This window comes from Pseudomonas oryzae, from assembly GCF_900104805.1.
Classification (GTDB): domain Bacteria; phylum Pseudomonadota; class Gammaproteobacteria; order Pseudomonadales; family Pseudomonadaceae; genus Geopseudomonas; species Geopseudomonas oryzae.
This window is the reverse complement of record NZ_LT629751.1, coordinates 3,656,638-3,670,626: the sequence shown is the minus strand read 5'-3', so window position 1 is coordinate 3,670,626 and position 13,989 is coordinate 3,656,638. Positions and strand designations below refer to the sequence as shown.

The following is a 13,989-nucleotide window of genomic DNA, read 5'->3' as shown; positions in this document are numbered from 1 at the left end:
TTAGAGCAATGCGGATGGTGAACGGGGTGTGGCTGTTGCTGGCGGGACTGCTGGCGATGAGCACGGCGCAGGCCGAGGTGTATCGCTACGTGAACCGCCAGGGAGTGGTGGCGCTGGACCGGCAGGGCGTGCCGCCGGAGTACGTCGCCAATGGCTACGAGGTGCTCGACGAGGAGGGCCGGGTGCTGCGTGTGGTGCCGCCGGCGCCCAGTGCCGAGGAACTGGCCCGCCGCGCCGCCGCGCAGCGCCAGGCGGCGTTCGATGCCGACCTGCTGCAGCGCTATGCCAGCGCCGCCGATCTGGAGTGGGCCCAGGTGCGCCGTCTGCGCGATCTGGACGCCCTGGCGCGGATCGCGCAGAGCAACCTGGAAGCGAGTCGACTGCGCCTGCAGGAGACCGAGCGCCAGGCCGCCGAGCGCCAGCGCGCCGGTCAGGCGCTGGCGCCGGAGCTGCTGGCGCAGCGCGAGCAGCTGCAGCGCGAGGAGCAGCGGCTGCTCGCCGAACTCAAGCGCGTGCAGGCGCAGCGGGCGAGCAGCGAGGTGGAATTCGCCCGCGAGCGCGAGCGTCTGCAGGTCCTGCTCGGCGAGCCGCGCCGGACGCCCTGAGCGGACGCCCGGCGCGCGCCCTCAGCCGCGTGCGGCGTTGGTGATCAGGGTGCCGACGCCGCTGTCGGTGAAGATCTCCAGCAGCACGGCGTTGGGCACCCGGCCGTCGACGATGTGCGCGCTGTGCACGCCACCCTGCACGGCTTCCAGGGCGCAGCGGATCTTCGGCAGCATGCCGCCGTAGATGGTGCCGTCGGCGATCAGCGCATCCACCTGCTCGGTGGACAGGCCGGTCAGCACGTTGCCCTGCTTGTCGAGCAGGCCGGCGGTGTTGGTCAGCAGCATCAGCTTCTCGCACTTGAGCGCCTCGGCCACCTTGCCGGCCACCAGGTCGGCGTTGATGTTGTACGACTCGCCGTCCTCGCCGACGCCGATCGGCGCGATCACCGGGATGAAGTCGCCGGCCACCAGCATGTTGATCAGCTCGACGTTGACGCCGACCACCTCGCCGACGTGGCCGATGTCGATGATCTCAGGCTGGGTCATTTCCGGGGTCTGACGGCTGACCTTGAGCTTCTTCGCCTTGATCAGGCCGGCGTCCTTGCCGGTCAGGCCGATGGCGCTGCCGCCGTGTTGGTTGATCAGGTTGACGATGTCCTTGTTGACCTGGCCGCCGAGCACCATCTCCACCACGTCCATGGTCGCGCTGTCGGTGACGCGCATGCCGTCGACGAAATGGCTCTCGATGGACAGGCGCTTGAGCAGGTCGCCGATCTGCGGGCCGCCGCCGTGCACCACCACCGGGTTGATGCCGACCGCCTTCATCAGCACGATGTCGCGGGCGAAGCTGGTCTTCAGCTCCTCGCTTTCCATGGCGTTGCCGCCGTACTTGACCACCAGGGTCTTGCCGCTGAAGCGGCGGATGTAGGGCAGGGCTTCGGCGAGGACTTGGGCTACCTGTTGGGCAGCTTCACGATTGAGAGGCATGCTGGACTCCAGTGGCATCAGAAGGGCAGATCCAGGTCGGGGGCCACGGCCTTGAGCTGGGCGTGGAACACCCGCTGGATCCGCGAGAGTTCATCGGCGCTGTCCGCTTCGAAGCGCAGGACCAGCACCGGGGTGGTATTGGAGGCGCGCACCAGACCCCAGCCGTGAGGGTAGTCGACGCGCACCCCGTCGAGGGTGAACAGGTTGGCCTCGCCCCACTGCGCGTGGTGCTGCAGGGCCTCGATCAGGGCGAACTTGCGCTCGTCGCCGACCGTGACGTTGATCTCCGGGGTGGACAGCGCCACCGGGAAGTCGGCGAACACCTCGGCCGCGCTGCGCTTCTCGAGGCTGAGGATCTCCAGCAGGCGCACGGCGCTGTAGATGCCGTCGTCGAAGCCGTACCAGCGCTCCTTGAAGAAGATGTGCCCGCTCATCTCGCCGGCCAGCAGGGCGCCGGTCTCCTTCATCTTGGCCTTGATCAGCGAGTGGCCGGTCTTCCACATCAGCGGGCGGCCGCCGTAGCCGCGGATCAGCCCGGCCAGGCCGCGGGTGCACTTGACGTCGAAGATCACGTCGGCGCCCGGGTTTCGGCTCAGCACGTCGCGGGCGAACAGCATCAGCAGGCGGTCGGGGTAGATGATCTCGCCTTCGTTGGTCACCACGCCGACGCGGTCGCCGTCGCCGTCGAAGGCCAGGCCGAGGTCGGCGCCGGTCTCGGCGACCGCGGCGATCAGGTCGCTGAGGTTCTCCGGCTTGCCCGGGTCCGGGTGGTGGTTGGGGAAGCGGCCGTCGACCTCGCAGTACAGCGGGATCACCTCGCAGCCGAGCGCCTCGATCAGTTGCGGGGCGTTGACCGCGGCCACGCCGTTGCCGCAATCGACCACCACCTTGAGCGGGCGGGCCAGCGCCACGTCGTCCTCGATGCGCTGGCGGTACTGGTCGAGCACGTCGACCTCGCGCAGGGCGCCGTTGCCGCTGCTCAGCTGGTTGCTTTGCAGGCGCTGGTGCAGGGCCTGGATGCGCTCGTTGGCCAGGGTCTCGCCGGCGATGACGATCTTGAAGCCGTTGTAGTCCGGCGGGTTGTGGCTGCCGGTGACCATCACCCCGCTGCGCGCGCCGAGCACGTGGGTGGCGAAGTACAGCGTCGGGGTCGGCAGCATGCCGACGTCGCTGACGTCGCAGCCGCTGTCCTGCAGGCCGCGGATCAGCGCGCCGGCCAGCTCGGGGCCGGACAGCCGGCCGTCGCGGCCGACCACCACGCCGCGCTCGCCGCAGGCCAGGCTCTCCGCACCGATGGCGCGGCCGATCCAGTAGGCGGTGTCGCTGGTCAGGCTGGTGCCGACCACGCCGCGGATGTCGTAGGCGCGGAAGATGCCGGCCGGCAGCTGCGGGGCGCTGGGGGTGTTCATCGGGGCGGGGGACTCCGTGCGGTTGCGCGACAGGGCGCTGTCGCTGTCGAGCAGATCGAAGACGTCGGTCAGCGCCGGCTCGGGGGCGGCGGTTGCCGCCATGACCGGGGCCTCGACTAGTGAGACCGGCGCGGCGCCGCGGGGTTCGCCGGGCGTGGCCGGCGGCAGGGGAGCGGCGACCGGCAGCAGGGGCGCCGGGCTGGCGTCCGTCTGGCGAGCCTGGCCGGGTGCGGCGGACGGGCGGCTCAGTGCCGCGCCGCCGAGCGCGCCGGCGAAGGCCAGCAGGGCGGCCAGCAGCGCCTGCCAGGCCGCCGGCGCGACCGGCTGCAGGGCGTCCGTCGGGCGCAGGCTGAATTGCCAGTACGGGTGGGCGCTGGCCCAGCTGTAGGTCGCGCCACTGCCAGTGCCACGTTGCAGCAGCACCTGTGCCGGGCTGGCGGGGAACTGCTGCTGCAGCTGCAGCTCGCCGGCGGCGGCGGGCAGCTCCGGCAGCAGTTCGAGCAACTGGGCGAGGTCGCGCACCAGCAACAGGCTGCCGAGCGGGCGGCCGGCGCTGTCCTGCACCGTGCTGGCGCTGTACAGCAGCCAGCGCGTGCCGATCCGGTAGGCCTCGGGGGGCGGGGCGTCGCCGTGTTCGGCGCGGCGCAGCAGGTCGAGGGCGGCGAAGTTCAGCGGCGCGGCGCGCTGCTCGTCGAGATCGGCGGCGCCGAGCGGGTTGAGCTGGGCGTCGACCAGGTCGCTCCGCGTCGCCAGCAGCTGGGCGATGGTGGCGGTGCGCGCCGCCTCGTCGCCCTCGAGTGCGGCGAGCAGTGCGGGCAGGGCGGCCAGTTGCCGGTCATCCTCCGCCAGGTGTTGCAGGCCATGCTGCAGGGCGGCGCGCGGGCCGCTGCTCCAGGCGTCGAGCAGTTGCGCGCGCTGGCCGGCGGTGGCCTCGGTCTGGGCCTGCCAGAGCAGGCCGCCGCCGGCCAGCAGGCCGAGCAGGCTGCCGAGGGCGACCGGTAGCAGGCGGGAGCGCAGGGGGGCGGTCGGTTTCATGCGGGCGCGATGCGATCCTCGGGCGATCAGTGCTGGCCGCTGTGGCCGAAGCCGCCGGCGCCGCGCTGGCTGTCGTCGAAGCTGTCGACCAGCTCGAAGCGCGCCTGCACCACCGGCACCAGCACCAGCTGGGCGAGACGCTCGCCGACGGCGATGGTGAAGGCGCTCTGGCCGCGGTTCCAGCAGGACACCATCAGCTCGCCCTGGTAGTCGGAGTCGATCAGGCCGACCAGGTTGCCGAGGACGATGCCGTGTTTGTGGCCGAGGCCGGAGCGCGGCAGGATCAGCGCGGCCAGGCCCGGGTCGGCGATGTGGATGGCCAGCCCGGTGGGGATCAGCACGGTCTGCCCGGGCTCCAGGGTCAGGTCCTGCTGCAGCATGGCGCGCAGGTCGAGGCCGGCCGAGCCGGGGGTGGCGTACTCGGGCAGGGGGAAATCGCGGCCCAGGCGCGGATCGAGAATGCGGGCTTGCAGTGCGTGCATCGGGAGTCAGTTCCGGTGGTAGCGGTCGGCGATGAAGGCGATCAGCTGGCGGGCGATCTTGCCCTTGCTGGTCTGCGGGAAGCCATTCTGCTGGAGATTGCGGTCGATGACGGTGATCGCATTCTCCTCGCTGTTGAAGCCGATGGCCGGATTGGCCACGTCGTTGGCGACGATCAGGTCGAGGTTCTTGTCCCGCAGCTTGCGCGCGGCGTAGTCGAGCAGGTTCTCGGTCTCGGCGGCGAAGCCGACGCTGAACGGCCGGTCGGCACGCGTGGCGAGGGTGGCGAGGATGTCCGGGTTGCGCACCATGCGCAGGGTCAGGCCGTCGTCGCTGCCCGGGTCCTTCTTCATCTTCTGCGCGGCGATCACCTCGGGGCGGTAGTCGGCCACCGCGGCGGCGGCGATCAGGATGTCGCAGGGCATCGCCGCCTCGCAGGCGGCCAGCATGTCGCGGGCGCTGGTGACGTTGACCCGCTCGACCCGCTGCGGGGTGACCAGGTGCACCGGGCCGCTGACCAGGGTCACCGCGGCGCCGGCCTCGGCGGCGGCCTCGGCGAGGGCGAAGCCCATCTTCCCCGAACTGTGGTTGGTGATGTAGCGCACCGGGTCGATGGCCTCCTGGGTGGGGCCGGCGGTGATCAGCACCCGGCAGCCGGTGAGCAGGCCGCGCTCGAAGCAGTCGGCGGCGTGCTGCGCCAGCTCGTCGGCCTCGAGCATGCGTCCGGGGCCGACGTCGCCACAGGCCTGGCTGCCGGCGGCGGGGCCGAACAGGCGCAGGCCGCGCTGCACCAGCAGCTCGGCGTTGGCCTGGGTGGCCGGATCGCGCCACATCGCCTGGTTCATCGCCGGCGCCAGCGCCACTGGCGCGTCGGTGGCCAGCACCAGGGTGGTCAGCAGGTCGTCGGCGATACCCTGGGCCAGGCGCGCCATCAGGTCGGCGGTGGCCGGAGCGACCAGCACCAGGTCGGCCCAGCGCGCCAGCTCGATGTGGCCCATGGCCGCCTCGGCGGCCGGGTCGAGCAGGTCGTTGAACACCGGGTGGCCGGACAGCGCCTGCAGGGTCAGCGGGGTGATGAATTCGCGGGCGGCGCGGGTCATCACCACGCGCACCTCGGCGCCCTGGTCGCGCAGGCGGCGGATCAGTTCGGCGCTCTTGTAGGCGGCGATGCCGCCGCCGACTCCCAGGACGATGCGTTTACGCTGCAACCGCTGCATGAGCCTGCCTTTTTTGTTCTGCGATGGGGTGGATTGCACGGCGTCGCGAACGGGGTCACAACGGGCGGCGCCGGGTTGAAAATCGGGCGGGCTAAGATAGCACAGCGCCAGTCGCGCCGGCAGCGCAGCCGGGCGGGCGCCGGCGGCCATGGGGGCGTGCCGACCACAGGGAGGTGGGGAATGAGCATTCGGGACTGGCCGGCCGCCGAGCGGCCGCGGGAGAAACTGCTGGCCCAGGGCGCCGCGGCGCTCAGCGACGCCGAGCTGCTGGCGATCTTCCTGCGCACCGGGGTGGCCGGGCGCAGCGCGGTGGATCTGGCGCGCCACCTGCTGGCCGAGTTCGGCGGCCTGCGCCCGCTGCTGGAGGCCGGCCTGGAGGAGTTCGCCGCCCACCTGGGGCTGGGGCCGGCCAAGTACGCGCAGCTGCAGGCGGTGCTGGAAATGGGCCGCCGCCACCTGGCCGCGCGCCTGCAGCGCGACTCGGCGCTGGAGAGCCCGCAGGCGGTGCGCGATTATCTCAAGGCGCGCCTGCGCCACGAGCCGCACGAGGTGTTCGCCTGCCTGTTCCTCGACACCCGCCACCGGGTGCTGGCCTTCGAGGTGCTGTTCCACGGCTCGATCGACGGCGCCAGCGTCTACCCGCGCCAGGTGGTCAAGCGCGCCCTGGCGCACAACGCCGCGGCGCTGATCCTCACCCACAACCATCCCTCCGGGGTGGCCGAGCCGAGCCAGGCCGACCGCCAGTTGACCGCCAGGCTCAAGGAGGCGCTGGCGCTGGTCGAGGTCCGCGTGCTCGATCATTTCGTGATCGGCGACGGCGAGCCGGTGTCGCTCGCCGAATACGGCTGGATCTGAGAGAATGCGCGGCCTGCAGCCGGGGCTTGCCGGCGGTCGGTCTCGTGGCGTGTGCCTTGCGGGGGCGACGGCTTTCTGCTATAAAACTGCGCTCTTTTCTGGGGCCCGACCTTTCAGGCCGTTGGCGCGGTCGGTAAGACCCCCGAAGAAACTGAGATTCATAGCGATTCAAGCGGCCAACCCATGCCGGGTTGGGCATGTGGTCAAGAGGGCTGAGGTATGTCGAGAGTCTGTCAAGTGACCGGTAAGGGTCCGGTTACCGGGAACAACATTTCCCACGCTAACAACAAAACCCGTCGTCGTTTCCTGCCGAACCTGCAGTACCATCGTTTCTGGGTCGAGTCCGAGAAGCGCTTCGTGCGTCTGCGCGTATCGGCCAAGGGCATGCGCGTCATCGACAAGCGCGGCATCGACGCCGTGCTGGCTGAAATCCGCACCCGCGGCGAAAAAGTCTAAGGAGCATCATCATGCGTGACCTGATCCGTCTGGTGTCCAGCGCCGGTACCGGCCACTTCTACACCACCGACAAGAACAAGCGCACCACCCCCGAAAAGATCGAGATCAAGAAGTACGATCCGGTCGTTCGCAAGCACGTGATCTACAAGGAAGCCAAGATCAAGTAATTGATCCGGCCCTTGAAGAAGAAACCCGCCCCTCGTGGCGGGTTTTTTCTTGCCTGCGATTTCTTGCGGGCAAAAAAAAGCCCGTCTGGAAACGGGCCAAGCATGGGTGACACAGTTGCTGCACGACCGACGTTCAGCGATGTGTTCGATATGGTGAACGATATAGCCTGTCCGGCCAGAGGTTGTCAAAAATTTTGTTCACTACGATGATCTTTCTGCACGCTCTGGCGCGCCGGACGAGTTGCGCTAGCGTTTGCCGGGCAGCCATCATGCTGTGAACCCCAGCTTCCGGAGCCGATCATGAGTACCCCGAGCCGCATCGAATGGGAACATCGCGCCAGCATCCTGCACATCGAGGGCCGTGCCTTCGTCCATGGTGACTACGGCCCGGCGGCGTCCGGGGCCACCTTCGACTGCATCAGCCCGATCGACGGCCGCGTGCTGGCGCAGGTGGCCAGCTGCGACGCCGCCGATGCCGAGCGCGCGGTCGCCGACGCCCGCGCCACCTTCGAGTCCGGCGTCTGGTCGCGCCTGGCGCCGGCCAAGCGCAAGGCGGTGCTGCTGCGCTTCGCCGGCCTGCTCGAGGCCCACGACGAGGAGCTGGCGCTGCTCGAGACCCTCGACATGGGCAAGCCGATCAACGACGCGCTGCGGGTCGACGTGCCGGCCGCGGTACGCGCCATCCGCTGGAGCGCCGAGGCGGTCGACAAGCTCTACGACGAGGTGGCGCCGACCCCGCACAACGAGCTCGGCCTGGTCACCCGCGAGCCGATCGGCGTGGTCGCCGCCATCGTGCCGTGGAACTTCCCGCTGCTGATGAGCTGCTGGAAGCTCGGTCCGGCGCTGGCCGCCGGCAACTCGGTGGTGCTCAAGCCCTCCGAGAAGTCGCCGCTGACCGCCATCCGTATCGCCAGGCTGGCGGTCGAGGCGGGCATCCCGGCCGGCGTGCTCAACGTGCTGCCCGGCTACGGGCATACCGTCGGCAAGGCGCTGGCCCTGCACATGGACGTCGATTGCCTGGTGTTCACCGGTTCGACCCGCGTCGCCAAGCAGCTGATGATCTACGCCGGCGAGTCGAACATGAAGCGCGTCTGGCTGGAGGCCGGCGGCAAGAGTCCGAACATCGTCTGCGCCGACGCCCCCGACCTGCGCGCCGCGGCGCGCGCCGCCGCCGGCGCGATCTGCTTCAACCAGGGCGAGGTGTGCACCGCCGGCTCGCGCCTGCTGGTCGAGGCGTCGATCAAGGACGCGTTCATGGCCCTGCTGCTCGAGGAGATCAAGACCTGGCAGCCCGGCCATCCGCTCGACCCGGCCACCAACGTCGGCGCGCTGGTCGACGAGCAGCAGCTCAACACCGTGCTCGGCTACATCGCCGCCGGCCAGGCCGAGGGCGCCCAGCTGCGCTGCGGCGGCGGCCGGGTGCTGGAGGAGAGCGGCGGGGTGTTCGTCGCGCCGACGGTGTTCGACGGGGTGAGCAACGCGATGAAGATCGCCCGCGAGGAGATCTTCGGCCCGGTGCTGTCGGTGATCGCCTTCGCTGATCTCGACGAGGCGATCCGCATCGCCAACGACAGCCCCTACGGGCTGGCCGCGGCGATCTGGACCGCCAACCTGTCCAAGGCCCACCTGGCCGCCAAGGCCCTGCGCGCCGGCAGCGTGTGGGTCAACCAGTACGACGGCGGCGACATGACCGCGCCGTTCGGCGGCTTCAAGCAGTCGGGCAACGGCCGCGACAAGTCGCTGCACGCCTTCGACAAGTACACCGAGCTGAAGGCCACCTGGATCAAGCTGTGACTCCGCGCTGATCCGGAGCGACCCCGGTTGCGGCCGGGCCACCGTCAGCGGGGCTCGGCCGCAGTTGTTTTGCGCCTCCACGAAGGGGCGCCAGGAGGACGATGGTGCGCTGGGCAACCTATGCGGCGGTGACCTCGGCGGTGGTGCTGGTCGGCCTGGCGCTGGGCCTCAGCCTGCCGTTGGTGTCGCTGCGCCTCGACCAGTGGGGGTACGGCCAGTTCGCCATCGGCGTGATGGCGGCCATGCCGGCGATCGGCGTGCTGCTCGGTGCGCGGTGCACCGCTGCGCTGGCGGCGCGTTGCGGCACGCAGCGCAGCCTGCAGGCGAGCCTGCTGCTCAGCGCCGTGTCGGTCGCCGCCCTGGCGCTGTGGCCGGACTACGGCCTGTGGCTGGCGCTGCGCCTGCTGCTCGGCATCTCGCTGACCGTGGTGTTCGTGCTCGGCGAGAGCTGGATCAACCAGCTGGCCAGCGACGCCTGGCGCGGTCGTCTGGTCGCCCTGTACGGCACCGCCTTCGCCCTCAGCCAGCTGTGCGGGCCGCTGCTGCTCAGCGTGCTCGGCAGCGCCGACGACCGGGCCTTCTGGCTGGCCGCCGCCCTGCTGGTGTGCGGCGCCCTGCTGCTGCTCGGTCGCGACGGCGCGCCGCAGGTCGGTCGCGATGTCCTCGGCGGAGGCGGGCTGCTGGCGTTCTGCCGTGCTCAGCCGGCGATCGCCTGGGCGGTGGTGCTGTTCGCCGCCTTCGACGTGCTGGTGCTGACCCTGCTGCCGGTCTACCTGCTGCGCGAGGGCATCGCCCAGGCCAGCGCGCTGCGCATGGTCGGTGCGGTGGCGGTGGGCAACGCCCTGCTGCAGCTGCCGCTCGGCCTGCTCGCCGACCGCCTGCCGCGCGCCGCGCTGTTCCGCGGCTGCGGCCTGCTGCTGCTGGTGACCTGTATGCTGCTGCCGCCGCTGCTGCATTCGCCGCTGGTCTGGCTGCTGCTGCCGCTCTTCGGCGCCAGTGCCGGCGGTCTGTACACCCTGGCGCTGGTGCTGGTCGGCGCCCGCTATCGCGACGAGGCGCTGGTGCGCGCCAATGCCCATATCGCCCTGCTCTGGGGGCTCGGCTGCCTGCTCGGTCCGCTGTCCAGCGGCGCCGCCAGCCAGTGGCTGAGCGGCCACGGCCTGCCGCTGCTGCTGGCCGGCGGGGCGGCGCTGTTCCTCGTCCTCGCCGCCCGGCGCGGCGCCTTCGAGCTGCGCGGGGAAGGGGCTTAGGGGCGCCCGGCAGGCATCTGTGCGGTGCGCATGGCGCACCCTGCGGCTCGGTCCCCTCCCACAACAGTAGGGGTGCGCCACGCGCACCAGCCCTCGAGAGCCAGCGGAACTACCTACAGGCGCTCCTTGAGGCGCTCCCAGAGCATGCCGAGGGCCAGCAGCGGCGCGCGCAGCAGCGCACCGCCGGGGAAGGTCGGGTGCGGCACGCGGGCGAACAGGTCGAAGCCCGTGCTGTCCTCGCCGTGGATGGCCTGGGCGAGCAGCTGGGCGGCCAGGTGGCTGGCGTTGAGGCCGTGGCCGGAGTAGGCCTGGGCGTACCAGACGTTCGGCTGCTCCGCCAGGCGGCCGAGCTGCGGCAGGCGGTTGGCGCCGATGCCGATCATGCCGCCCCAGGCGTAGTCGATGCGCACCTCCGCCAGCTGGGGAAAGACCCTGAGCAGCTTCGGCCGCATGTAGGCGGCGATGTCCGCCGGATCGCGTCCGGAGTAGTGGCAGGCGCCGCCGAACAGCAGGCGGCGGTCGGCCGACAGCCGGTAGTAGTCGAGCGCCACGCGCTGGTCGCACAGCGCCATGTCCAGCGGGATCAGCTGCCGCGCGCGCGCCTCGCCGAGCGGCTCGGTGGCGACGATGTAGCTGCCGGCCGGCAGCACCTTGCCGGAGAGCCACGGCTGCAGGCCGGCCAGGTAGGCGTTGCAGGCGAGGATCAGCCGCTCGGCGCGCACCACGCCGCACGCGCTGTGCACGCGCAGCTGCGCGCCGTAGTCGATGCGCGTCGCCGGCGAGCGTTCGAACAGCCGCGCGCCCAGGCCGCTGGCGGCCGCCGCCTCGCCGAGCGCCAGGTTGAGCGGGTGCAGGTGCCCGGAGCCCATGTCGATCAGCCCGCCGCAGTAGCGGTCGGAGCCGACCACCTGGTGCATCTCGTGCGCCTGCAGCAGGCGCAGCTCGTGGCGGTAGCCCAGCGCCAGCAGTTCGTCGCGGGCGGCGGCGAAGCCGTCGAGGTGCTCGGGGCGATTGGCCAGGTCGCAGTAGCCCCAGCGCAGGTCGCAGTCGATGGCGAACTCCTCGATGCGCCGGCGCACCAGCTCCACCGCCTGCAGGCCGTACAGCTTGAGGCGGCGCACGCCGTCGTCGCCGAGCAGCGGGCGGAAGCGTTCGACCGCATGGCCGACGCCGCGGATCAGCTGGCCGCCGTTGCGCCCGCTGGCGCCCCAGCCGATCTGCCGCGCCTCCAGCAGCGCCACCGCGTAGCCGCGACGGGCCAGCTCGATGGCACAGTTGAGGCCGGTGTAGCCGCCGCCGACGATGCACACGTCGGCGGCGATCTCGCCGTTCAGCGAGGGGAGCTCCAGCTGCCGGTTGGCGCTGGCGACGTACCATGATGGGGCATGCTCGGGGCTATGGGTGGGCATCGGCGTAGCAGGCAGTGGGTGAACCCTCAGCATAGGCCGGCAGAGGGCGGCGCCCAACAGGCGGTGGGCGCCAAGCCCGCTGCGGCCTGCGGGGAAAGATGCGGATTATTTCGTGGTGTTTTCTGTCGTTTAAATGCGGATTTGCATAAAAAACACCTGTACTTGGATTCGAGCATGATGTCTGTTCTGTGTGATCGCCATCCTGGCGTGAATAATCACTACGGCTGTTGCGCGGCGGCAGACATCGGCGGTTGCTGGCACAGCCCATGCTTTGGAGCCCGCGCAAGGCCACCGCTGCCTTCACCCGATCGACAAGAGCAAAGAGACCCCCCCTGATGGAATTTCTGAACACTGTAGTGAATAGTCTCAATGGCCTGGTCTGGGGTCCGCCCATGCTGGTCCTCATCCTCGGCACCGGCCTGTTCCTGATGCTGGGGCTCAGGTTCATGCCGCTGGCCAGGATCGTCACCGCCTTCGGCCTGCTCTGGCAGGGGCGCAAGAAGGACGACGACGGCTCCGGCGAGATCAGCCCGTTCCAGGCGCTGATGACCTGCCTGGCCGCCACCGTCGGCACCGGCAACATCGCCGGCGTCGCCACCGCGATCTTCCTCGGCGGCCCCGGCGCGATCTTCTGGATGTGGTGCACCGCGCTGGTCGGCATGGCCACCAAGTACTGCGAAGTGGTGCTCGCCGTGCACTACCGCGAGAAGGACGAGCGCGGCGAGCACGTCGGCGGGCCGATGTACGCGATCAAGAACGGCCTGGGCAAGAAGTGGGCGTGGATGGGCGGCGCCTTCGCCCTGTTCGGCGGCCTGGCCGGCTTCGGCATCGGCAACATGGTCCAGGTCAACAGCATGGCCGACGCCCTCGGCGGCTCCTTCGGCGTGCCGGACTGGGTCACCGGCGTGGTCACCATGCTGATCACCGGGGTGGTGATCCTCGGCGGCATCAAGCGCATCGGCAAGGTCGCCGAGGCCCTGGTGCCGGCCATGTGCGTGGGCTACATCATCGCCGCGCTGACCGTGCTGGTGCTCAACGCCGAGGCCATCCCCGGCGCCTTCGCGCTGATCTTCGAGCACGCCTTCAACCCGGCGGCGGCCACCGGTGGCTTCGCCGGCGCCGCGGTGATGGCGGCGATCCGCTTCGGCGTGGCCCGCGGCATCTTCTCCAACGAGGCGGGCCTGGGTACCGCCGGCATCGCCCAGGCCGCCGGCACCACCCACAGCTCGGTGCGTTCGGGCCTGATCGGCATGCTCGGCACCTTCATCGACACCATCCTGGTGTGCAGCATGACCGCCCTGGTGATCCTCACCACCGGCGCGTGGACCAGCGGCGCCAGCGGCGCGGCGCTGTCCAGCGCGGCCTTCGAGACCGCCCTGCCCGGCGTCGGCCAGTACCTGCTGGCCCTGGCCCTGATGGTGTTCAGCTACACCACCATCCTCGGCTGGAGCTACTACGGCGAGCGCTGCTGGGAGTACCTGGTCGGCACCCGGGCGATCCTGCCGTTCCGCATCCTCTGGGTGCTGGCGATCCCCTTCGGCGCCGTCGCCCAGCTGGACTTCGCCTGGCTGGTCGCCGACACCCTCAACGGCCTGATGGCGATCCCCAACCTGATCGCCCTGGTGCTGCTCAGCCCGGTGGTGGTCAAGCTGACCCGCGAGTACTTCGCCAGGCCGGCCGCTGCGCCGCTGGCGGCGAACTCCTGAAGCCCCGCGGGGGCCGTTTGAGGCCATGCCCGCATCTGCGGATGCGGGCATGGTCGTTTCCGCGGGCTCAGTCCGGAATCGGCAGCGCCAGGGTCTCCTTGACCTCCTCCATGACGATGTAGCTCTTCGACTCGCGCACGTGCGGCAGCTTGAGCAGGATGTCGCCGAGCAGCTTGCGGTAGGAGGCCATCTCCGAGATGCGCGCCTTGATCAGGTAGTCGAACTCGCCGGACACCAGGTGGCACTCCAGCACCTGCGGCAGCTTGAGCACCGCGCGGCGGAACTCCTCGAAGGTGTCGCCGGACTTGTAGTCCAGGCTCAGCTCGACGAACACCAGAAGGCCCGCGCGCAGCTGCTGCGGATTGAGCCTGGCGTGGTAGCCGATGATCACCCCGTCGCGCTCCAGGCGGCGTACCCGCTCGGTGCACGGGGTGGTCGACAGGCCGACCCGCTCGCCCAGCTCGGTGAAGGAAATCCGCCCCTCCTGCTGCAGGATGCGCAGGATGTTGCGGTCGATCCGGTCCAGGTCGCGGCGGGTCTTTTGCGGGCTGCTCATGGGGTATGCCCCTCCAGAAAAAGCACTTCTGCCAAGAATTCTCGCCAAATATAGCCTGACAAACAGTGAATATCACTGTGCAGAGCGACCTACACTCCGCCCCAACAACAACGGTTTTTCGCC

The 13,989-nt window shown here is 70.2% G+C and carries 13 protein-coding genes; 7 read left to right on the top strand and 6 right to left on the bottom strand.

The window, feature by feature from the left end; genetic code table 11:
• The first annotated feature begins 8 nt into the window (after positions 1-8).
• Complete coding sequence (locus BLT78_RS16640) at positions 9-605, top strand: DUF4124 domain-containing protein (RefSeq protein ID WP_231975645.1); 597 nt, start codon at positions 9-11, stop codon at positions 603-605.
• Positions 606-626: 21 nt separating this feature from the next.
• Here BLT78_RS16640 and argB read toward each other — a convergent pair whose 3' ends face one another.
• From argB to coaBC, 4 genes are all read right to left on the bottom strand, one after another.
• On the bottom strand, positions 627-1,532 hold the full coding sequence (argB, locus tag BLT78_RS16635) for an acetylglutamate kinase (protein WP_090352368.1): 906 nt from the start codon (positions 1,530-1,532) through the stop codon (positions 627-629).
• 17 nt (positions 1,533-1,549) lie between these two features.
• Positions 1,550-2,941 carry a phosphomannomutase/phosphoglucomutase gene (locus BLT78_RS21595; RefSeq protein ID WP_197673172.1) on the bottom strand — a complete coding sequence of 464 codons (1,392 nt, stop codon included), beginning with the start codon at positions 2,939-2,941 and terminating at the stop codon, positions 1,550-1,552.
• Between the two features lie 1,061 nt (positions 2,942-4,002).
• Entirely contained in the window at positions 4,003-4,458 is a 456-nt protein-coding gene (dut, locus tag BLT78_RS16625; protein WP_090350595.1) for a dUTP diphosphatase, read from the bottom strand.
• Positions 4,459-4,464: 6 nt separating this feature from the next.
• Positions 4,465-5,673: a bifunctional phosphopantothenoylcysteine decarboxylase/phosphopantothenate--cysteine ligase CoaBC gene (coaBC, locus tag BLT78_RS16620; RefSeq protein ID WP_090350591.1), complete on the bottom strand. Its 1,209-nt coding sequence runs from the start codon at positions 5,671-5,673 to the stop codon at positions 4,465-4,467.
• 180 nt (positions 5,674-5,853) lie between these two features.
• Between coaBC and radC the strand changes: the two genes are divergently transcribed.
• The 5 genes from radC (at position 5,854) to BLT78_RS16595 (ending at position 10,195) form a co-directional block, all read left to right on the top strand.
• Positions 5,854-6,528: a RadC family protein gene (gene radC, locus BLT78_RS16615; protein WP_090350588.1), complete on the top strand. Its 675-nt coding sequence runs from the start codon at positions 5,854-5,856 to the stop codon at positions 6,526-6,528.
• A gap of 219 nt (positions 6,529-6,747) precedes the next feature.
• Complete coding sequence (gene rpmB / locus BLT78_RS16610; RefSeq protein WP_090350585.1) at positions 6,748-6,984, top strand: 50S ribosomal protein L28; 237 nt, start codon at positions 6,748-6,750, stop codon at positions 6,982-6,984.
• Positions 6,985-6,995: 11 nt separating this feature from the next.
• Complete coding sequence (rpmG, locus tag BLT78_RS16605) at positions 6,996-7,151, top strand: 50S ribosomal protein L33 (RefSeq protein WP_090350581.1); 156 nt, start codon at positions 6,996-6,998, stop codon at positions 7,149-7,151.
• A 300-nt stretch (positions 7,152-7,451) separates the two neighbouring features.
• Complete coding sequence (locus BLT78_RS16600) at positions 7,452-8,945, top strand: aldehyde dehydrogenase (RefSeq protein WP_090350578.1); 1,494 nt, start codon at positions 7,452-7,454, stop codon at positions 8,943-8,945.
• Between the two features lie 104 nt (positions 8,946-9,049).
• The gene (locus BLT78_RS16595) at positions 9,050-10,195 is read left to right on the top strand and encodes an MFS transporter (protein ID WP_090352367.1); all 1,146 of its coding nucleotides are present in this window, start codon (positions 9,050-9,052) and stop codon (positions 10,193-10,195) included.
• Between the two features lie 113 nt (positions 10,196-10,308).
• Here the strand turns inward: BLT78_RS16595 and BLT78_RS16590 are convergent, their stop codons facing one another.
• A complete protein-coding gene (locus tag BLT78_RS16590) occupies positions 10,309-11,604 on the bottom strand; it encodes an NAD(P)/FAD-dependent oxidoreductase (RefSeq protein ID WP_090350576.1) in 1,296 nt (431 codons plus the stop codon).
• Between the two features lie 335 nt (positions 11,605-11,939).
• Here BLT78_RS16590 and BLT78_RS16585 point away from each other — a divergent pair, with 335 nt between their 5' ends.
• Positions 11,940-13,310: an alanine/glycine:cation symporter family protein gene (locus BLT78_RS16585; protein ID WP_090350571.1), complete on the top strand. Its 1,371-nt coding sequence runs from the start codon at positions 11,940-11,942 to the stop codon at positions 13,308-13,310.
• A gap of 67 nt (positions 13,311-13,377) precedes the next feature.
• Here BLT78_RS16585 and BLT78_RS16580 read toward each other — a convergent pair whose 3' ends face one another.
• The gene (locus BLT78_RS16580) at positions 13,378-13,866 is read right to left on the bottom strand and encodes an Lrp/AsnC ligand binding domain-containing protein (RefSeq protein ID WP_090350567.1); all 489 of its coding nucleotides are present in this window, start codon (positions 13,864-13,866) and stop codon (positions 13,378-13,380) included.
• Between the last annotated feature and the right edge of the window lie 123 nt (positions 13,867-13,989).